19 protein-coding genes are annotated in these 19,697 nt (G+C 62.1%); 9 read left to right on the forward strand and 10 right to left on the reverse strand.

From position 1 onward, the window contains the following. The first annotated feature begins 4 nt into the window (after window positions 1-4). Entirely contained in the window at window positions 5-316 is a 312-nt protein-coding gene (locus CCC_RS11055) for a hypothetical protein (RefSeq protein WP_009867215.1), read from the forward strand. On the opposite strand, the gene chrA is transcribed toward CCC_RS11055, so the two are convergent. Continuing rightward, window positions 299-1,654 carry a chromate efflux transporter gene (gene chrA, locus CCC_RS11060; RefSeq protein WP_041041275.1) on the reverse strand — a complete coding sequence of 452 codons (1,356 nt, stop codon included), beginning with the start codon at window positions 1,652-1,654 and terminating at the stop codon, window positions 299-301. The genes CCC_RS11055 and chrA overlap by 18 nt on opposite strands. Next, window positions 1,635-4,130, reverse strand: coding sequence for an EAL domain-containing protein (locus CCC_RS11065; protein ID WP_041041276.1), 2,496 nt, complete (start codon window positions 4,128-4,130; stop codon window positions 1,635-1,637). Before CCC_RS11065 ends, chrA begins: the two co-directional genes overlap by 20 nt. 231 nt (window positions 4,131-4,361) lie before the next feature. Here CCC_RS11065 and CCC_RS11070 point away from each other — a divergent pair, with 231 nt between their 5' ends. Continuing rightward, complete coding sequence (locus tag CCC_RS11070; protein WP_052473106.1) at window positions 4,362-4,979, forward strand: DUF2478 domain-containing protein; 618 nt, start codon at window positions 4,362-4,364, stop codon at window positions 4,977-4,979. Here CCC_RS11070 and CCC_RS11075 read toward each other — a convergent pair. From CCC_RS11075 to CCC_RS11085, 3 genes are all read right to left on the reverse strand, one after another. After that, the gene (locus tag CCC_RS11075; protein WP_041041278.1) at window positions 4,937-5,839 is read right to left on the reverse strand and encodes a helix-turn-helix transcriptional regulator; all 903 of its coding nucleotides are present in this window, start codon (window positions 5,837-5,839) and stop codon (window positions 4,937-4,939) included. The two genes, CCC_RS11070 and CCC_RS11075, sit on opposite strands and share 43 nt — an antisense overlap. Window positions 5,840-5,993: 154 nt before the next feature. Continuing rightward, window positions 5,994-6,461 (reverse strand): helix-turn-helix domain-containing protein, encoded by a 468-nt coding sequence (locus tag CCC_RS11080; protein WP_041041280.1) that lies wholly within the window; start codon window positions 6,459-6,461, stop codon window positions 5,994-5,996. Window positions 6,462-6,634: 173 nt separating this feature from the next. Next, window positions 6,635-7,519: a LysR family transcriptional regulator gene (locus CCC_RS11085; RefSeq protein WP_236686361.1), complete on the reverse strand. Its 885-nt coding sequence runs from the start codon at window positions 7,517-7,519 to the stop codon at window positions 6,635-6,637. Window positions 7,520-7,626: 107 nt separating this feature from the next. On the opposite strand from CCC_RS11085, the gene CCC_RS11090 reads away from it, so the two are divergent. The 4 genes from CCC_RS11090 to CCC_RS11105 all read left to right on the forward strand — a co-directional run bounded on the left by CCC_RS11090 (window position 7,627) and on the right by CCC_RS11105 (window position 9,410). Continuing rightward, a complete protein-coding gene (locus tag CCC_RS11090; RefSeq protein WP_041041282.1) occupies window positions 7,627-8,232 on the forward strand; it encodes a GNAT family N-acetyltransferase in 606 nt (201 codons plus the stop codon). A 6-nt stretch (window positions 8,233-8,238) separates the two neighbouring features. Then, entirely contained in the window at window positions 8,239-8,667 is a 429-nt protein-coding gene (locus tag CCC_RS11095) for a ribbon-helix-helix domain-containing protein (RefSeq protein ID WP_041041284.1), read from the forward strand. Window positions 8,668-8,693: 26 nt separating this feature from the next. Beyond that, complete coding sequence (locus tag CCC_RS11100; RefSeq protein ID WP_009863048.1) at window positions 8,694-8,882, forward strand: hypothetical protein; 189 nt, start codon at window positions 8,694-8,696, stop codon at window positions 8,880-8,882. 216 nt (window positions 8,883-9,098) lie between these two features. Beyond that, window positions 9,099-9,410, forward strand: coding sequence for a hypothetical protein (locus CCC_RS11105; RefSeq protein WP_041041291.1), 312 nt, complete (start codon window positions 9,099-9,101; stop codon window positions 9,408-9,410). 4 nt (window positions 9,411-9,414) lie between these two features. Here CCC_RS11105 and CCC_RS11110 read toward each other — a convergent pair whose 3' ends face one another. Beyond that, window positions 9,415-10,818 carry a homospermidine synthase gene (locus tag CCC_RS11110; RefSeq protein WP_041041293.1) on the reverse strand — a complete coding sequence of 468 codons (1,404 nt, stop codon included), beginning with the start codon at window positions 10,816-10,818 and terminating at the stop codon, window positions 9,415-9,417. Window positions 10,819-11,282: 464 nt separating this feature from the next. Between CCC_RS11110 and CCC_RS11120 the strand changes: the two genes are divergently transcribed. Further along, the gene (locus CCC_RS11120) at window positions 11,283-12,449 is read left to right on the forward strand and encodes a YbfB/YjiJ family MFS transporter (RefSeq protein ID WP_041041297.1); all 1,167 of its coding nucleotides are present in this window, start codon (window positions 11,283-11,285) and stop codon (window positions 12,447-12,449) included. On the opposite strand, the gene CCC_RS11125 is transcribed toward CCC_RS11120, so the two are convergent. From CCC_RS11125 to CCC_RS11135, 3 genes are all read right to left on the reverse strand, one after another. After that, window positions 12,418-12,666 carry a GIY-YIG nuclease family protein gene (locus tag CCC_RS11125; RefSeq protein ID WP_009866625.1) on the reverse strand — a complete coding sequence of 83 codons (249 nt, stop codon included), beginning with the start codon at window positions 12,664-12,666 and terminating at the stop codon, window positions 12,418-12,420. The two genes, CCC_RS11120 and CCC_RS11125, sit on opposite strands and share 32 nt — an antisense overlap. Window position 12,667: 1 nt before the next feature. Next, window positions 12,668-13,300, reverse strand: a complete 633-nt coding sequence (locus tag CCC_RS11130) for a LysE family translocator (protein WP_009866626.1) — start codon at window positions 13,298-13,300, stop codon at window positions 12,668-12,670. A gap of 80 nt (window positions 13,301-13,380) precedes the next feature. Then, entirely contained in the window at window positions 13,381-15,471 is a 2,091-nt protein-coding gene (locus CCC_RS11135) for a sensor histidine kinase (protein WP_236686362.1), read from the reverse strand. A 95-nt stretch (window positions 15,472-15,566) separates the two neighbouring features. Here CCC_RS11135 and CCC_RS11140 point away from each other — a divergent pair, with 95 nt between their 5' ends. Continuing rightward, complete coding sequence (locus tag CCC_RS11140; RefSeq protein ID WP_041041299.1) at window positions 15,567-16,367, forward strand: substrate-binding periplasmic protein; 801 nt, start codon at window positions 15,567-15,569, stop codon at window positions 16,365-16,367. A 4-nt stretch (window positions 16,368-16,371) separates the two neighbouring features. On the opposite strand, the gene CCC_RS11145 is transcribed toward CCC_RS11140, so the two are convergent. Next, window positions 16,372-18,915 (reverse strand): sensor histidine kinase, encoded by a 2,544-nt coding sequence (locus CCC_RS11145; RefSeq protein WP_041041301.1) that lies wholly within the window; start codon window positions 18,913-18,915, stop codon window positions 16,372-16,374. Window positions 18,916-19,207: 292 nt separating this feature from the next. Between CCC_RS11145 and CCC_RS11150 the strand changes: the two genes are divergently transcribed. Beyond that, window positions 19,208-19,696: a phosphatidylglycerophosphatase A family protein gene (locus tag CCC_RS11150; protein ID WP_052473107.1), complete on the forward strand. Its 489-nt coding sequence runs from the start codon at window positions 19,208-19,210 to the stop codon at window positions 19,694-19,696. Window position 19,697 lies beyond the last annotated feature (1 nt).

The following is a 19,697-nucleotide window of genomic DNA, read 5'->3' on the forward strand; positions in this document are numbered from 1 at the left end:
GGGGATGAGCGATAAAGATAAGACCGTCGCGCAGATGTCGCGGTCGGAATTGATGGATTTGCTAAAGCGTTTCGCCGGCCTGCCGCCGCCTTCGGGCTATGATCAGGACGACTGGGACGACTGGCTAGTGGCCTCCGTCCTGCAGCGCTGCCGCCGTGATGCCGGCAATGATGACCTCGGCGCCGCCAATGCCATCAAGATGCTGGCCCCGCTCAAATTCTTTCCTCAGCTCCTGCCCCATCTGGAAAGCCAGTTGGGACGCGGCCTGACCGCCGAGGAACTGGCCCCGGCCGCCGCCCTACGGAAAAAGAAATAGCTTCCACACGATCCCCGACAGCCCTGCCGCCGCCAGGGTGGGAATCATGCCCAGATGCAGACGCAGCATGGCGATGGCGGCCGCCACCGCCAGGGCCAGGGCGGCCGGATCGAGACTGGCCGGATCGGGGATGAACAGGCGCAGCGGTCCGGCCCGCGTCTCATCGACCTTGCCGAACAGCACATGCAGGGCGAACCACAGGCCGAGATTGAAGATAACGCCCACCACCGCCGCGGTAATGGCCGCCAGGGCGCCGGACAGCGCCTTGTAGCCGCGCAACACTTCCACATAGGGCGCTCCGGCCAGAATCCACAGGAAACAAGGCACAAAGGTTACCCACACGGTAAGACTGGCCCCAACAACGCCCCCCATCCAGGGCCCGAGGGAGCCAGGATTGCGAAAGCCCGCCAGAAAGCCCACGAACTGATTGACCAGGATCAGCGGCCCCGGCGTGGTCTCGGCCAGCCCCAGACCGTCCAGCATCTCGGGCGGGGCCAGCCAGTGATGCACCTCTACCGCCTGCTGCGCCACATAGGCCAACACCGCATAGGCTCCGCCAAAGGTCACCACAGCCATCTTGGAGAAGAACAGGCCAACGGCCCCGAAAGCACCTTGCCCCCAAAACAAGGCCAGGGCGACCGGCGCAAGCCACAAAATCAGGCAAATGAAGGCCGTCCGAACACTTCGTCCACGGTTGGGACGGGTATGCTCCGCCCCTTCATCGACGGCGCGGTCGGCGGCTCCCTTGGTTCCCTCCCCGGCCTCGGCAGGCAGAAAAGCCGCCCGCCCCGCCCTGGCCGCCAGGAAGCCCCAAACTCCCGCCGCCAGCACGATCAGGGGAAAGGGCAGATCCAGGAGGAAGATGAAGAGAAAGGCGGCAATGGCGATGCCCACTTTCTCCGCTGATTTCAATGCCCGGCGGCCGATGCGCAAGATGGCCTCGATCACCACGGCCAGAACCGCTGGTTTGATGCCCCAGAACAATCCGTCCACCAGGGGAACCTGATGGAAACCGGCATAGAGGGCGGCCAGCCCCATCATGACCAGGAAGCCTGGCAGGACGAACAGGGTTCCAGCCACGATGCCGCCCCGCGTCCGGTGCAAGAGCCAGCCGATATAAGTGGCCAGCTGCTGGGCCTCGGGCCCAGGCAGCAACATGCAGAAATTCAACGCATGGAGAAAGCGGGCCTCGCCCACCCATTTGCGTTCATCCACCAGGATGCGGTGCATGGTGGCGATCTGGGCGGCAGGGCCACCAAAACTGAGCAGGCCGATGCGCACCCAGACCCGGACGGCCTCGCCGAAAGAGGGATGAGCCTCAGATGGGAGTTGTGACATTGTCGGCGGAGGCTCCGTCAAGGAAGACGCCAGCCATATCCGCTGGCATGGGTTTGGCAATCAGATAGCCTTGAATCTCGTCGCATTCCAGGGAGACCAGAATACCCAATTGATCCGTATCCTCGATGCCCTCGGCCACAACCTTCAGCCCCAGGCTGTGGGCGATGCCGATGATGGAGGAGACCAGCATCATGTCGCGCGAATCCCGCGCGATGTCGCGCACGAAAGAACGGTCGATTTTCAAGGTGTTGACCGGCAGACGCTTCAGATAGCTGAGCGAAGAATAGCCTGTGCCGAAATCGTCGATGGACAGTCTCACACCCAGGGCGCGCAGCCTCTGCAAGACTTCCCTCTTATCCACGGCCAGGTCGATCACGAAACTTTCGGTGATTTCCAGTTCCAGATATTCAGCCGGAAAACCCGTTTCCTCCAGAACCTTGGCCACCTGCCCCGGAAGATCGTCAGCGGAAAAGTTAACCCCAGAGAGGTTAACAGCAATGGTGATGTCGTGTCCCTCCTCCCGCCAGATGCGCCCCTTGCGGCAAGCCTGGCGCATGACGAACAGGTCGATGCGGTCCACCAGATGCATCTCCTCGGCCAGGGGAATGAAATCCATGGGCGGGATCAGTCCCAGGCGAGGATGCTGCCAGCGCACAAGGGCCTCAAAACCGCACACCCGGTTGGCCGAAGTGGATTTCTTAGGCTGGTAGTAGACCAGGAACTGCCCCTCTTCCACCGCCTGGCGTAGGGCTATTTCAAGGTCGAGGCGATGCTCCTGGCGCTTGGTCATTTCGGCGGAGTAGAAATTGAAGCACCCCTTGCCGGCCGCCTTGGCCTGATACATGGCGGTATCTGCGTGCTTCAGCAAAACGTCGCCGGTGGTCCCATTCTCGGGGAACAGGCTGATGCCGATGCTGGTGCCGATGAAAACCTCGCGCCCGTCGATGGTAATGGGGGCTTGTAGCGACGCCAGGATCTTGTCGGCCACCACCGCGGCATCTCCGGCAGACGAAATCTCGTCCAGGATGACCGTGAATTCATCGCCGCCCAGACGGGCAATGGTGTCGGTCATACGCACGCAGGTGCGCAGACGGTTGGCAACCTCCTTAAGAAGATCGTCGCCCGCCCGATGACCCATCGTGTCGTTGACCTTCTTGAAGCCGTCCAGATCAAGAAACAGCAAAGCCGCCAGCCGGTCGTGGCGCAGCGCATGAACCACCGCCCGCTCCAGCCGGTCCTGAAACAAGACGCGATTGGGCAGGTCGGTCAGCACGTCGTAATGAGCCAGCCGCAGGATATGGCGCTGAGCCTCCACCTGCTCTGTAATGTCGCGGAAGATGCCGATGAAATAGCGGATGGCCCCGGCGTCATCATGGACCGCGACGATGCTTTCCCAGGCGACGAACACCTGTCCGTCCTTGCGGCGGTTCCATATCTCGCCCTGCCAACGTCCGTCCCGATAGATGGACTGCCAGATCTCCGCGTAAAACTCCGCGTCGTGATGGTTCGACCGGATGACACGGGGATTACGGCCCAGGACCTCGTCCTCGCCATAGCCCGTCAACTCGGTGAACATGGGGTTGACCCGCAGGATGCGCCCCTTGGGATCGGTGATGATTGTGGCTTCCAGCGCATTGCTGAACACATGGGCGGCCAGCCGGTTCTCTTCGTCGGCCACGGCTTGTTCGGTAAGGCGCCTGACGCTGCGCCGCCCGATCAGCGCAATTCCCAGCAGGCCCACCAGCCAAAAAGCCCCATGGGAAATGGCCTGGACACGAATGGACTGGTTTTGCACCGCCAGGAACGGTTCCATGGGAACCGACACCCCGACGGCGCCACGCACCGAGCCGTTGGGAAAGCCCAGGTGGCCGTGACACTTCTGGCAGCTTTCTTCCATCATGAACGGCCTGATCAGCCGCAGATACGGCTTGCCGCCCAAATCGGCAAGTTCCAGTTTTTCGGAAATGGCGCCCGCGGAAAACTGGCGGATGGCCTCGGCCTCCCAGGAATCCGCCTCGTTATTGGGGTTAAGGGTGACGATGCCGACGATGCGGCCCTTGATGCCGTAATCATCGCCATAATCAGCCATCATCTCGCGCAGCATATAGGCCGGATTCATCAAGGTCAGCATCCGCCCGTCATTGGTCATGACGTCGCGGTCCGGCAGATGGGACATCCAGGGGCTGGGCGGTGTTTTTTCACTGGGCTCCACATAAACGCCGCCATGGCCGGAGGCCCAGCGGCGATAGGCGAGATCTTTGGTAAAGGCGGATATGGCGGTATTGCGGGCAAGGTCGAAGGTGTTGGCCTTCTGCTGGGCGATATTCCACCACAGCGACAGCCCCAGCAAACCCGACCATACAATCACAGCCGCTGCTGCATAACGGATGACCAAGTCGGAGATCCGCCGCTGCTCGATTCCGGAAACGACCACCATGCCGTCATCGGCGGCCCTGTCTGCGGCACCGGTCTGCATTCAGCCGCGCCTCGCCTTTTCAGCAATTATCCTGGGCATCGCGACCATGGACACGAGCCTCTCCTTCCCGCACGGAAGATTCATTGTTCAACGCCAACCCTACGACCACAAGCGATAATGACTGCCTGGGAAAGTTTTGTTGCTTTGGACCTATCCCGCAAGCCAGATGTCGAAACTCCACAACTTCATGATACACTTGATAATAGAAGCGTGTGGAAAGACAGGAGTTCCATGTCCGAGGACGAGGTTGTTCCACTGTTGAAGATCGGTGCCATCGTGCGGCCGCCGGAATCTGGCGTGCCTGACTCCTTGGAAGGTTTTGCCCGCATTCTGCAGGGCCAAGGCTATTTCGTGCGCGGTCTGGTCCAGCGCAATTCAGCGGCGAACGGCGGCTGCACCTGCACCAGGACCTTGGTGGACCTGGACAACGGCCAGCATTTCCGCATCAGCCAGGATTTGGGAATCGGCTCGAATTGCTGCCGCGTCGATACCCAGGCGGTGGCCGAGGCCAGTTCCGTACTGCGCCGCGCCATGGAAACCGAGACCGACCTGATCATCGTCAACAAATTCGGTAAACTCGAATCCCAAGGACGCGGCCTGATGGACGAGATCATGGCCGCCGTCAGCCAGGGCATCCCTCTGCTGACCTCGGTGGAAATCCCGCTGTTGGAGCGCTGGCGCGAGGTCACGTGCGGAATCGCCCAGGAACTGAGTCCCGGCTGCGGCGCCCTGATGCGCTGGTGGGATGGGGTAAGGCCACGCGGTGTGCCGCGTTCCTCGCGCCTGTTACGCCCCAACCAGAACGATCAGCCGTTCCAGAGGATGGAACCGATCCCCGAGACATCGTAGCCGCCCAGTAACTCTACCCTGCGTGCGAATTCCGCGGTGCGGGTAAAGGCCAGCAAGGCCTGAACCGGTGGCTCGAAATAGGCGCAGCGATCGATGGCCAGGTCGAAGCGCTCACGATGCAAAGGCACGAAATCCAGCCGCAGGCTCTTGGCCACCGAGGCAATCGCCAGTCCGGCATCGGCGGTCCCGTCCAGAATGGCCAGACCGACATCGGTTTCGCTGCGCACCGGCACCTGCGCCGTGGTCAGGGATTCGGCGGACAAGCCCGCGTCGGTCAACAGACGATCCAAGAGAAGACGGCTCCCCGCGCCTTCCTGACGCAGTACGACCCGAGCCTTGGCCGTCACCAGATCAGCAACCGAGGCAAGTCCCAGCGGATTACCCGGCGCCACCACCAGCCCCTGACGGCGCCAGGCCCATTCGATCAGCACCACATTGCGGTCGGCCAGGACATCTTGAACCTGAGTCAGATTGTAGGTCCCGCTTTCGGCGTCGAGAAGATGGACGCCCGCCATGGCCGCCTCGCCCAAGGCCAATTGCCGCAATCCCTCCATGGACGACCCCGGCAACATGGCCAATCCGCCGCCGACCTCACGCAGACACCATTCCAGCAAAGGGTCATGACTGCCCGCCACCACCATGGGAACAGCCCCCTGGCGCGGCGCATCGGAGGGTGACGCGCTGTTGCGCTTCAGCCAGGCGTCGATCTCGGTTTTGGGAAATAGCCATTTTCCGGTGACACGGGTACAGGGGATTCGCCGTTCCTTCAATAACTCGTAGACCTTGCGTTCCTTGACGCGCAGGTAACGGGCCACCTGGTGGGTGTCCATCATCTCGGGAAAGTCTAGGGCTTCGTCCATTGGGATGCGGCTTGCGGTTCGGGTGGTGGAAACGCGGTTCCTGGCCCGAGAATGGCGCGGGGCGCGGCCATTGACAAGGACCCACTCCATTCAGACCGAAATGAAAACGGCCGGAGCAAGGCCCCGGCCGCTAATCTCGCGTGTAAAAGCGGAACTACTCGGTCCCGGCCACGGCGGCCAGGGCCTTGGCCAGTTCGTAGACACGCTTTCTGACCTGGGGATCGGTGATGTTGTAATAGGCGCGCACCAGTTCCAGCGTCTCGCGCTTGGTCATGGGATCGGCCTCGAAGGTCGCCGGCTCCTCGGACAGGCCGACAGAACCCTTGATGATGTTCACCGGGCTTTGGGCCTGAACGCCATCGGCCATATCGTCGAAGAAGTAGGACACAGGCACGTCGAGAACCCGCGACAGGTCGAACAGCCGCGACGCGCCGATGCGATTGGCTCCGCGCTCGTATTTCTGCACCTGCTGGAACGTCAGACCGATGGCTTCGCCCAGCTTCTCCTGGCTCATGCCCAACAGAGTCCGGCGAAGCCGCATGCGGCCACCAACATGGACGTCAACAGGATTGGGGGCACCACTCTCAAGCCGCCCACGGGTCGATACATTCCGCTTAACCAAAACGACACCCCTGATTGCGTGAATTACATTTCGTCATATTAACCGAGACGACATCAAACGCAACCTTTTTTAGTATGCAGATGAATACCGGAGTATGCAGAAAGGCCGGGGCGGCGAACCGATCCTATTTGTCACGGTACCATGACGAAGCGGTGAACATCCCGGCCAGCAAATCATACAATTCCCGAACCGACGGCTCGCGCAGCGTATCCTCGTGGGAGACCAGCCAGAGGGAAACCGCCATGGAGGGGGCATCCACGTCGACGACCTCCAGCCTCTGTTCGTAGAGGGTTGAATAATCCGGAAGAATCGACACCCCCTCCCCCCCCCAGCAAGGGGCGCTGGAGCTTGGGCGTATTGGGAGCCACGCTCACCCCATCACCGTCTTTGGCGGCCACAAGGCCATTCCAGGCGTCCAAGCCCCGGATGGCGCGGTAGATCCCGATATCCAGCAGCGGCAGATCGGCCAGGTCATCGAACGTGGAAACGCCCCGCAACTCATGCAGGAAATCACGGCTGGCCACGGGAACGAAATTCATGGTGCCGACCCGGCGCACATGGACGGCGCCGCTTACCCGAGGAAGATCGCCCGGAGAGGTCGCCATGATGGAAATATCTGCCTTGGCCGGGGCCGTGGAAAAGGCCAGCTTGGGCAATTGGGACCTGACCATACTGCGGTCGAGCGGCAACTCATGTTTGTCCTGGCCCATCAGGGCGGGAATCAGGGTATAGGTCAGCAGCCCCTCGCTGGCCGCCAAGGTCACCTTGGGCGTCTCGAACGATTTGAGCCCGTGCATGGCGCCTTCGAAGTCGTCGGCCAGGGCCGCCATGGCCCTCGCCCGCTCCAGGAGAGCTTCGCCCGCCGGTGTCGGCGTGGCGCCGGATCTGCGGCGGGTGAACAGCGGCCGGCCGATGGCCGCCTCCAAATTGCTGATCCGGCGGCTGACCGTGGTCTGATCGATGCCCATGGCGACAGCCGCCGCGGCAAAGCTGCGGTACTCGGCACAGGCGATGATCAACCTGACATCATTCCAGTCATGCAGACGAAACTGACCCATGACCCCCTTCGCACCATTCCCGCGGTATTAACATTACACGGCATACCGTAACACCGCACATCGCGGCAAGATAGCCGCCATCAAGTTTCTTGTATGGAGATTTACCGATGACGACGCAGGTTCGTAACGGTAGCAAGGTGTCCGGAGCGTCGGTTACCGTGAAGATTGCTCGCACCCCCGATGAATTCGCCATGGCCATGGCCATTCGCGCAGCGGTCTTTCTCGCCGAAGAGGATAACATAACCTATTTCGACGAGTTCAACGGAAACGACTATGTCGCCACCCACCTAATCGCTTTCGTGGATGGCGATCCGGCCGGTGTCATCCGGGTTCGCTGGTTCGCCGATTTTGCCCTCCTCGAGCGGGTCGGAATCCGCAGACGCTACCGTTCCTATCAGGTTCTGGCCTCCCTGGCCCGCGCCGCCCTGGATCTGGCCCGCCAGAAGGGGTTCCGCATCGCCGCCGGGCGCGCCCGGCTGGAGACGGTCAATTTCTGGAAGCGCTTCGGAGGCCGCCAGTCGGGCGAGGCCGTCGATATGTATCGCGGCACCCTTGTGCCCATCGTTCACGACATTCCGCGCCGCCCCGACCTGGGCTCCATTCAGGCCGGTCCGTTCGGGGACCCTGATTTCGAAGCCCTGATTGTGCAGCAGGAAGGCAATTGGGACTTCGCCAAGTTGAAGGCTCCCGTTCACCTCGCGGCCGCGGAGTAGCGCTCCATGAATTGGCAAGACCGTCAAGGCATGATCGCCGACCTCAACACCCGCATCGAGCTCAAGCGTCTGGCCGACAAGGCGTTCGAACGTGATGACGGGCCCCTGATGGCGATCCTCGAGGTCGCCATCAACACCTTGGACGAGCGGCTCGCCGATCCGCAGACCTATACCCGTGAGGAAGCACCGCGCAAACGACCGGTGACGCTCATCTGCCGCAATATCCGGGTCAAGGGCAAGCGAACCAGCGTCAAACTGGAGAACGAATTTTGGAGCGCCCTGGAAGTGATGGCCGACGAAGCCCATTGCGCTGTCGATGATCTGTGCGAGACCGCCCGGCGGCGCTACGAGGCCAGCAGCCTGACCTCGGCCATCCGGGTCTTCGTCCTCAACAGCAATATGAACAACCAGCCGCAACAACCGGTTACGGCGTAAGACGCAAGACAAGAAGGGATCACGCCATGCTCACCACGGCACAACGCCCGTCGGGTCTGCCCAGTGCGGCGGCGGCGGCGCAGATCGCCCGGCTTCTGGAGGACCTTGCTCAGGAAGCCCGGCAGATGGGGTTCGGCGGATTGGCGGAATCCATCGCCTCGGTCGGCATCGAGGCCAGCGAGGAAGCCCGCCACGCCAGCCGGCTCAGGATCTGACGCCGCACGGCTATTGAAGTGACTCACCTTGTCATCCCGAGCTAAGTCGAGGGATCGCCGCTTGAGCCACGGTACCGGTTGTAAATGCGCCGTACCTGGAAGGGATCCCTTCCTCCCGATGGTCGGGGGGGCATGACACCCCGCCGTTTGCATCCGTGATTGGGGACGGTTATCCTCGGTTCCCCCGGCCGGACCGGGAATTGGAGGATGGGGTGGATGAGAAGAGCCGTTTTCGCCTTGCTGCTGCTGTCGCTCGGTGCCTGCGCCGAAGTGACGACCTACCGCCGTCCCGATGGCTCCGTCTATCACCACGTCAATTGCGGCGATACCTTGAAGCTGGAATCGTGCCGTCACGCCGCAGAACGGACCTGTCCTAGCGGCTTTACCCGCGCGCCCATCGCGGTCAGGAGTGAAAACACCCCCGCCCAGCAATGCGCGCGCGCAAACGAGGATCGGCGCCTCAACGGCGAACCGGAAACGGCCTGTCCGCAGGAAAAGCAGACGGACAGCTTCTTCGTCTGCAAATAGGGTTTCAGATCACCCGAACGTTCTTGAACTGCCAGGGATCGGAGGTATCCAGATCCTCGGCGAACAAAGCCCCGCGTCCGTCCAGCGGCGTCCAGTCGGTGTAGACCCCCACCACCGGCCCCAAATAGGGCCGGGCGACCTCCAGGATACGCTGGAAATCGATTTCGTCGGGCTCGACGATTCCCATCATGGGATTTTCCAACGCCCAGATCATGCCAGCCAGCACCGTTGCGGTGACCTGCAGGCTGGTGGCGCTGTTATGGGGTGCCAGTTCGCGGGCTTCGGTGATGGAGAGCTGCGAACCGTACCAATAAGCCCCCTTGGCATGACCGGCGATCAGCACGCCCAGTTCATCGATTCCGCTGACCAGTTCCTTGACCATCAGCCGTTGTTTGGACGGCATGGCCCAGTTCTTCCCGGCCAGTTCATGCAACGACAGCACGGCGGCGTCACAAGGGTGATAGGCATAGTGCACCGTGGGGCGGTAGACCACCCGGCCCTCCTCCTTCACCGTGAAATAATCGGCGATGGAGATGGATTCGTTATGGGTGATGAGAAAGCCGTGAAATGCGCCTTCCACCGGCGTCCAGGTCCGCACCTTCTGGCTGGCGCCGGGCTTCATCAGATAGATGGCCGCATCGCCGCCGAAATCGTGGCGCCGCCCATCGGGGGGCAGTTCCTTTTCGTGAGTGCCCCAGCCCAGTTCGGCGGGCTGGCAGCCCTCGCCCACGAAACCGTCGATGGACCAGGTATTGACGAATTCGTCGGGTCCCTTGGGAGTCGAGCCCTGCTGGGTATCGCGTTCGGCCACATGGATGACCTTGACGCCCAGCCGCGAGGCCAGATCACCCCAGCCCTGACGGTCCTTCGGCACGTCAGCGCCCATTCCGGTGTCGGCGGCGATATTCAGTAGAGCCTGCTTGACGAAATGGGAGACCAGGCCGGGATTGGCGCCATGGGTGACAAGCGCCGTCGGCACCGGCGCGTCGACCCGAAGACGCAACATCTCTTCGCGCAGCGCATAATTGGAGCGCAAGGACGGCGACAGGCTGAGATCGGTATATCCGCCAGCCCAAGGCTCGATGCAGGTGTCCTGATACAACACCCCGAGATCGCGGCACAGCTCGACCAGCGCGGTCGACGACACATCCACCGAAAGATTCAGCAGGAAGTCGCCCTTGCCCAGCATGGGAGTCAGACGGTCGCGGAAATCGTCCTTGGTCAGCGCTTTGTTGATGAATTCGATGCCGTATTCGGCGGCAACCTCGCGGCCGCGTTCGCAGGCCGTAATAATGGTGATCTGGGCCGGTTTGATCTCGATATGGCGCAGGATGAGGGGCAGAATGCCCTGGCCGATGCTGCCGCAGCCGATGATGACCAAACGGCCCTTGAAGACAATGGTGCGCATAGCGGTACTCCCCTTACCTCGGTTCTGGCCGGTGCCAGTAAGGCCCGGACCTGATGACATCAACAACGCTCCCAATCACGGGCTCCTTACGGAGACCGCGCTCGATGAATTCGGCGGCAGGCGACCTGAATCGGCCGCGACCGCCGTCACATACTGTGAAGAATTTCCGGGATAACGCCCGTCGTGCAGGTCACGAACATGTCCACCTCCCTTTCGGGCGCCGCCAAAGAACCCGGCGGCTCTTCCAAAAAGGACGCGTCCGTCGTTGCAGAACCATCAAGGGCCATTTGCACGTACGTGTGCGTCACTGATCCGCTATATACCCGTCCCTTTACTGCGATGCAATACCTCTTGGTCCCAAGCGATATCGCGTACCGCCTATTCGATGGCCTGGGCACGGGACCGTCCCTGCCCCATATGATCGCAATCTGGTATAAGGTCTGTAGGAATAAGAGGAGCAAGTGATGCACCATCCTGGGCCATGGCGTTCCACCGTGTCGGCGCTTTTTGCCAATCTGGTGGGTATCGGTCTGGCCCGCTTCGCCTATTCCCCGCTGATTCCGGCCCTGGTGGTGGAAGGCTGGTTCGAAGCCTCGGCCGCCGCCTATCTGGGCGCCGCCAATTTGGCCGGATATCTGGCCGGTGCGCTGTCGGCCCGTGCCCTGGGGCGCCGCCTGGGTCCTGCCTTGGCCCTGAAGGTGATGATGGGCCTGATCGCCGCGTCTTTTCTGGTCTGTGCCCAACCCGCCCCCTTTGCCTGGTTCTTCATCTGGCGCTTTGCCTCGGGTCTGGCCGGAGGCGTCATCATGGTCCTGGCCGCCACCCTGGTCCTGCCCCATGTGCCGGAATCGAGACGCGGCCTGGCCGGGGGCCTGATCTTCATGGGCGTGGGCCTGGGCGCCGTGGCCTCGGCCACCTTGCTGCCCCTGCTTCTGGCCCAGGGCATGAGTTTCACCTGGATCGCGCTCGGCCTGCTGTGCCTGGGCTTCACCCTGGCCGCCTGGAGCGGATGGCCCGAGGACGCGGTCCTACCGGCAAGCACTCCTGCCGCCCCCCTCAAGGATTCCCGCCTGCGCGCCCTGATGGTCATCTACGCGCTGAATGCCTTCGGACTGGTGCCGCATATGGTGTTTCTGGTGGATTTCGTGGCGCGCGGCCTGAACCAGGGAATCGGGCGCGGCGCCTTCATCTGGTTTCTGTTCGGATTGGGAGCCACGGTGGGTCCGGTCATTCTCGGCCGGCTCGGAGACCATTTCGGCTTCGGCAGGGTTCTGCGCGGCGCTTTGGCGACCCAGGTCCTGGTGGTGGGACTGGCCTCGACCACCAGCCAGATCGGATGGCTGGGTCTGTCCGCCCTCATCATGGGAAGCTTCACGCCGGGTGTGGTGCCTGTGGTGCTGGGCCGTGTCCGCGAACTGCTGCCTGGCGATTTCGGTGCCCAGCGCACCGCCTGGAGCCGGACCACCGCCGCCTTCGCCCTGGGACAAGCGGCGGGGGCCTATGGCCTGTCCTGGGTCTTCGCCACGGAGAAGGCCTATCCGCCGCTGTTCGCCCTTGGGGCCGTAGCATTGGCCCTGGCCCTGGCACTGGAACTGGTGGTCAGACGCCGGAACGTTTCAGCGCCCGTTTGAAGGCGCCGTCGCGCTTGATGGCCATTTCGCGCCGTAGCGCGTCGCCATGGCTCAGCGGCCCTTCCACATGGGCCAGCCGCCAGGGGCCGCGCCCGCGGGTGAACTTGGCCCCCTCGCCCGCATTGTGGCGGGCCAGCCGGTCTTCCACGTCAAGGGCGATGCCGGTATAGGCGATATGGGCCCCATTGAGCAGGACATAGACGAACCAGTCCTTCATCTCACCCTTCGACCATCAGTTTCAGACCCAGGGAGATAAAGACGATTCCGGCCGTGCGATCGAGCCATACCCCCGCCCGCCCGTGACGGCCCAGCCATCCGCCCAGGGAGCCGGCGAACCACCCGATGAGGCCGAACAGAACACAAGCCTGGACGGTAAACATCAGCCCCAGGAGGGCCATCTGTCCGCCCACCGCTCCCTTCCCGGAATCCACGAATTGCGGAAGGAAGGCCAGAAAGAACAAGATCACCTTGGGATTGACGGCATTGGCCAGCAGACCTCGCCAGAACAACATGGGCAGGGACTCGGGACTCGCCATCGTCCCGTCCAGCCGCACGCTCCCGGTGGAGGGCAAGGCGCGTATTCCCAGCCAAACCAGATAGATGCCGCCAGCCACTTTCAGTCCGGTGAACAGCGCGGGCGAGGCCGCGATGGCCGCGCTGATTCCCAAAGCCGCCAGAATGGTATGGCTGAGACAGCCCAGCGCACATCCCAGACCGAAAGCCATGCCGAAATTCCGACCCCGCGACAGGCCGAGGCTGAGGATCATCAGATTGTCCGGCCCCGGCGACACGGTGATCAGCATGGCCGCCGCCAGAAATCCCAGGACCTGAGATGCGTCCAGAATGGCCATGCCCTCGTCCTCCCTCCCCCTTGCGTGCCAGCGGCTCTACAATAGCCGTCCAGGCGCGCTTTTGAAGCGAAGATGAGGGATCAGACCGGCCCGCCCGGCGCCTGGGGCATGGTAAACAAGACGGTGGTGCCGCTCGTCCCGTCGGATTCCACCCAGATACGGCCTCCCGCCATCTCGGTGATCTTGCGGGCAATGGCCAGGCCAATGCCGGTACCGCCATAGGTGCTTGCGGAATGAAGGCGTTCCAGCGCCACGAAAACCCGTTCGTGATAGCAAGGATCGATGCCGATACCGTTATCCGCCACCTGGAACACCCAGCCTTCCGGGTGGTTCTGCGCTCCGACATTCAGACATAATGGCCGCTCGGCATGGCGGAAGCGTACGGCATTCTCGATCAGGATCTCGAACAGATCATCGAGATATTTCTGCGGGATGCCCACGCGGGGCATCAGCCCCCTTTCCACCTGCACCGGGCCGGTCTTGCTGGTATCGACGAAACGGTTGATCGCCGCCGCAAGCGCCGTTTCCGAAGAAGCGATCCCGCCGACCACCGGCTGGCGCTCGATGGCAAGATAGGCCTGGACGTCACGCAATATGTCAACCAGACGCCTGGCGGCGTCGATAATCAGGTGGGCCGGCTGCTCGGCTCCCGTGGCCTCGGGCAGATCCTCGATCCGTTGAAGCAGAACCTGGGCCTGAAGACGCATCTGGCGGGCCGGTTCCTGAAGATGGTGGGCCAGCACGAAGGAAAAGCGCTCCAGATCCTCGCTATAATGGGCCACGTCGTCATAGGCCTTGGCCAGTGACGCCCGCGCCTCCTCCTGTTGGGTGATGTCGCGCTGGACCCCCACCCAGTGGGTCAGAGCGCCATTGGTGCCCCGCAAGGGCGACAGCGAAAGCTGATTCCAGAACAAGGTGCCATCGGCGCGCTGATTTCGCACCACCACCGTAACCGGACGCCCCTCGGCCAGCGCTGCGCGGATATCGTCCAATCCCTCCTGGGCCGGATCGAATTCGTGCAGGAAACGGGCATTACGCCCCAGGGCGTTTTGGGCGGCGTAACCCGTGATGTGCTCGAAAGCGGGATTGACGTAGATAAGCGGCATGTCAGGGCCGCTCACATCGGCGATGGTCACCCCGTTGGAGACATTGGACAGAACCATGTCCGACAGCCGCAATCTGGCCTCGTCACGCCCCCTCTTGTGCAGCATGGCGGCCATGGCCGCGGTCAGTCCCAGCACGATCAGCGTCATGGCCGCCACCGGCCAGGCGATGATCTCGACGCTGCGTGTCCAACCCTCCAAGGCGCGATCGAGGGAAATACCGACGCTCACCACCAGCGGCCAGGCCAGGTTCGTGCGGTAACTGGTGATCCATGTCACGCCGTCGCCCCAGGGCCCCATGAAGGTCCCCATCTCCGAGTCCTTCAAATGGCGGGAAAACAGCGGATTGTCCCATCCACGATCCTGGTGCTGGTCGTCAATCCCCCCCGCTCCGGCAAGAAGCAGGCCGTCAAAACGCCAAAGATGGACATGGGCGCCGGATTCCCCCTCGATCCCCTGGAAACTGGAGACGAAGTAATCGGGGTTGACCGCACCGATCACCAGCCCGAGGATCTTCCCACTGGCATCACGGATAGCCCGGCTGAGGGGAATGGTCTTGTGACCGCCGCCCCGGATGCCGATTCCAATAAATCGCCCATCGACCGGTAGGCCGATGACCAATGGACGCGGAAGACGCTCATGCTCGACCAACAATCCGCCGATATCAAAAGAGCGGCCATCGGATTGGTTGGCCGAATCGAACAGCAAGGCGCCATCGGCCCTGACCACCAGGATCTGCCGCAGATAAGGGGTAAAGGTCAGACGCTGGGCCACGGCGGCGCGCAGATCAAGCCGCGCGCTTCCCATTCCCTGTTCCAGCGCCAGATCGGCAACCGAGGCAAGGGTCACATCCATGGAATTGACGGAACGTTCCACGGATTCCGTCAGGCTGCGCGCCAGATTGCGGGTCACCGCCTCGGCGCCGCCGATGGCTTCCTGACGCCCAGCCAGCAATCCCAGCGTGGTGGCAACGGCCATGGCCAACGCCATGCCAACCCCGAACACAACCACCGCCGCGATCAAACGCGCAGAGAACAGCGGTTTGACCGGGACGCGGCCCAACTCCACCGGAGAGATTTCCGGTTGCGCCTCTCTTGTCTTGGTATGGTCAGCTTGCATGGTCTATGTGAAATAGCATAATACATCCGTATCGGAGGACAATAATGTACAGACACGCCTGCCTTGTCACCGCCGTTATTGCCGCCTTGGCGGGAATTCCGTCCTTTGCCACCGCATCCGGCGGAAAACTGGCGAAAATCCGTCAGACGGGGGAGGTCAGAGTTTGCATCTGGCCCGACTACTACTCCATCTCCTACCGCAATACCCGGACCGGCAAGCTGGAGGGCATCGACATCGACATGGCCCATGAGTTTGCCAAGGACCTGGGTGTTCAGGTGCGGTTTATCGATTCGTCGTTCAAGACACTGGTCGAAGACCTTCTAAGCGATAAGTGCGACATCTCCATGCACGCGGTGGCCATTACGCCTGACCGCCAGGAGAAACTGGCCTTCACCCGCCCCCATCTGCGCAGCGGTATCTTCGCCATCACCAGCAAGACCAATCCGGTCGTCAAGGAATGGGCCGATATCGACCGCGATGGCGTGGTGGTTGCCGCCGCCGCCGGAACCTTCATGGTCGGCGTCATGAAGAATGAGTTGAAACAGGCCCGCCTGTTGGAGGTCGCCACACCGGAAGCGCGCGAACAGGAAGTGATGAGCGGACGCGCCGATTTGTTCGTCACCGACTATCCTTTCAGCCGCAAGATGCTGGCCCGGCATGATTGGGCCAAGTTGTTGACGCCGCCCACGCCCCTGGCGCCCAGTCCCTATGCCTATGCCATGGCGCCCGGCGACCGGGAATGGCTGGAAACGGCCGACGCCTTCGTGGGACGCGCCAAGACCGACGGCCGCCTGCTGGCCGCGGCCAAGGCCAACGGCCTGGAAGCCATCGTCGATCTCAAATAAGCGCTCATTCCCCCGCATCCAGGAGCGTTCCCGACTGACCGCCGTGCTCGTCCAATGGCAGGCGCACGGTCACGCGGGTTCCCTCCCCCTTGCGGCTGTCCATGACCAGGCTGCCTCCGTGCAGTTCCACGAAAGCCCGCACCAGGGGCAGCCCCAGACCGGTGCCGTCGTAGCGGCGTGACAGGCTGCCATCAACCTGACGGAAGGGCTGCATCGCCACCACCACCTCATCTTCGCTCATGCCGATCCCGGTATCGGCAACGGTAAAGCCCACATCTACGCCGATCTTCTCGACAGTGACTTCCACACGACCGCCTTCCGGGGTGAACTTGACCGAATTGGACAGAAGATTGACCAGAATCTGCAGCAACCGGCGGCGGTCAGCCCTGAGAATGGGCACATCCTCCGCAATGTGGGTGCCGAGAAACAATCCGCCAGAATCGGCGCGGCTTTCGACAATCCGGATGGCGGCCGCCACCACTTCGGCCGGTTCTACCGGCTCCATGTCGAATTCCATCTGACCCGCCTCGATCTTGGCGATATCGAGAATGTCGTTGATAACCGCCAGCAAATGGCGGCCCGAGGTCAGGATATCGTTCACATAACCGGCGTAGCGGGCCGAACCCAGCGGGCCGAACATTTCCGACGCCATGACCTCGGAAAAGCCGATGACGGCATTCAGCGGCGTGCGCAATTCGTGGCTGACATTGGCCAGGAACTCGGTCTTGGCGCGGTTGGCCAGATCGGCCTGTTCCTTCGCAGCGACCAGTTCGCGTTCGGCACGGATATGCTCGGCGATCTCGGCTTTCAGGGCCTCCGTCCGCTGATGCACACGGCGCTCCAGGCTCTCATTGACCATGTGCAAGAGACGTTCGGCGGCAATGCGCCCAGTGATGTCGCTGCCATAGACATTCACCACGCCGACGCCGGGCAGGGGCACGAAAACCAGGGACAGAATGCGGTCGCGGACGGTGATCTCGACCTCTGACTGATCGCCGCTGTCCAGGGCATCGACGATATTGGCCTTCCAGTCGTCGGGCAAAGTGCCGCCCAGATCGATATTCCAGAACACCAGCAGCCTGGACGCAGCCTGATTGGCATGGGTCACCACGCCGTCGCGGGTGACCCGCAGCACGGGATTGGGATCTTGCGAGGGAAACTGGGCGAAGATGGCGATGTTTTCTTCCGCCTTGCGGCGGCTTGTCGCATCCTCCACCAGAATCAGCCCGGTATCGACATTGCGGGCCAGCATGGTCTCGAACACGCGTTCCTTATCTCCCTCACCGATACGGACCACGTCGCCGCCACTGGTTCGGGCATCCAGGAATGGCTGAAGACCGCCAGCCTGCCGTGCAAAGTCGCGCATGACGGAATTTTCCGCCTGGGCTCCCTTATCGGTAATGCGGATGACGCCCAGCCCCATGATTTCCGTCACGGAATGCAACAGGCGCAGACGTTCGTTCTCGGTCGCCAGGGCCGCCTGCTCGGTCAGCATGCGGATACGTGTTTCCCCTTCCGCGCGCAAGGCTAGCCGCGAAAGTTCGACCTCGGAAACAAGAGTCTCCACCTCGGCTTCCAATTTGGCCAGTTCATCGCACCCCACATCCTTGCTCCGGACGTCGGAAATGCGGTGAGTCAGGGCGGCGACACGGGCCGACGCATTGCGAATTCTCCAGGCAAGATAAACGAGAGCCAGGAAAAACAGGGTACTCAGCCCCGCCCCCATGATGGTGCGGCTTGAACGCTCCATGGTGACCAGCGGTTCGCTCATCACGCCTTGCCGGTCACGGGGCAGAGCGGTCAAAAAGGCCAATCCGGAAAATCCGTCCCCCGCCCCCAGCACCCTCGGATCGCCCAGCAGGAACGTATCGGCCCAGGCCGCAAGGCTGACCCCAGGCAAGACATCACCCGGCGTTCCGGCGCGCGCCACGATCTGATCCCCACCAGGCTTGGCGGCGAGCAAAGCATAGCCACGATCCATGTACGGCCCCATGGCCACCCGCAGGAAGTCGTCATCGACGACCGAAACCACCGCCAGGCGGCGGGAATCGTCACCGGGTAAGGGAGCCGCCGAAATCAGCAACCCCACGGAATCGAGGGCCAGCAATCGCTGCACCCGGCCTGGCGGCAGGTCAGCCAGTATCCCGGCCAGTTCGGGACGGAGGACCCGGCCCGCCAGTGGCAGGGGCGCGCCCTCCACCGTGCCGCCCTTCAGAATGGCAAGATAATCCACAGGGGGAAATGCCCCGCGCTCCCCGGGGGCGGGAAACCAGATGGAAGCGTCGCCAGATCGCCCCCCCTGAAACCGCCCAGCCAGGAGCGCCAGGGACTGATGGGACCGCAGCATGTCATCTAGGCGCAAGGCATCGCGCCCGGCCTTCTGTTGGAGGCGCTCCACCAATATGCCATCGGCGACGCGGATCAGAACTTGCTGATGCACCAATTCGAGCAGCGTCCACAATGCGACGCAGACGCCCATGCAGATGAACACCAGCCTCACCATGAGACCGCGCCAACCGATCAGCCTTGCTCCCCAAGCCTCGCTCATGGCCGCCTCTGCGACTCCCCGAAACATCGAACAAAGGAAGATTTATTAAACTTATGCATAGGGCACAACACAAACAAGACCCTTTGGAATAATATTTAATAAGAACATAAAATTCATATGAATTCTCACATACCGGCCAGACTATGTCTAGTGCCGCTCAGGTTGAATATTGAGGTGAAGTCATTACTCAATATGACGTTTTGAGATGAAGAACCTCGCCAACCTTATGACTTAAGGATGTGGCTTGTCGTCGCTCGCGCCAATGATATGGTATCGCCGTTCCAAAGGAGGCATGCCTTTGTCCTATCGCCGCGCAGGCATTACGGCCTTTCATCCCGCAACCATCGTCTCCACGTGGTTCGGCGCCGGATTATTACCAAAAGGACCGGGAACCTGGGGTTCGGCCGCCGCCCTCCCCTTCGCCTGGGCATTGATGGCGGCGGGAGGACCCGAGCTGCTGCTGGTGGCCACCCTGATCTGCTTCGCTCTCGGCTGGTGGGCCTCGGCGGTCTATGTGCGCCGGACCTTGGCCGAGGACCCGAGCGAGGTGGTCATCGATGAAGTGGCCGGGCAATGGATGGTTCTGCTGGCGGCGCCGCTGGACCCCCTCTCTTATGGAATCGGCTTTGTCCTGTTTCGCATTTTCGACATCTGGAAGCCCTGGCCGGTAGGCTGGGCCGACCGGAAAATCGGTGGGGGATTAGGCATCATGGCCGACGATATCCTGGCCGGAGTCTATGGCCTGGGATTGCTGATCCTCTTCAACCACTTTCGGAGTTGAG

This window comes from Paramagnetospirillum magnetotacticum MS-1 (assembly GCF_000829825.1).
Lineage (GTDB): Bacteria > Pseudomonadota > Alphaproteobacteria > Rhodospirillales > Magnetospirillaceae > Phaeospirillum > Phaeospirillum magnetotacticum.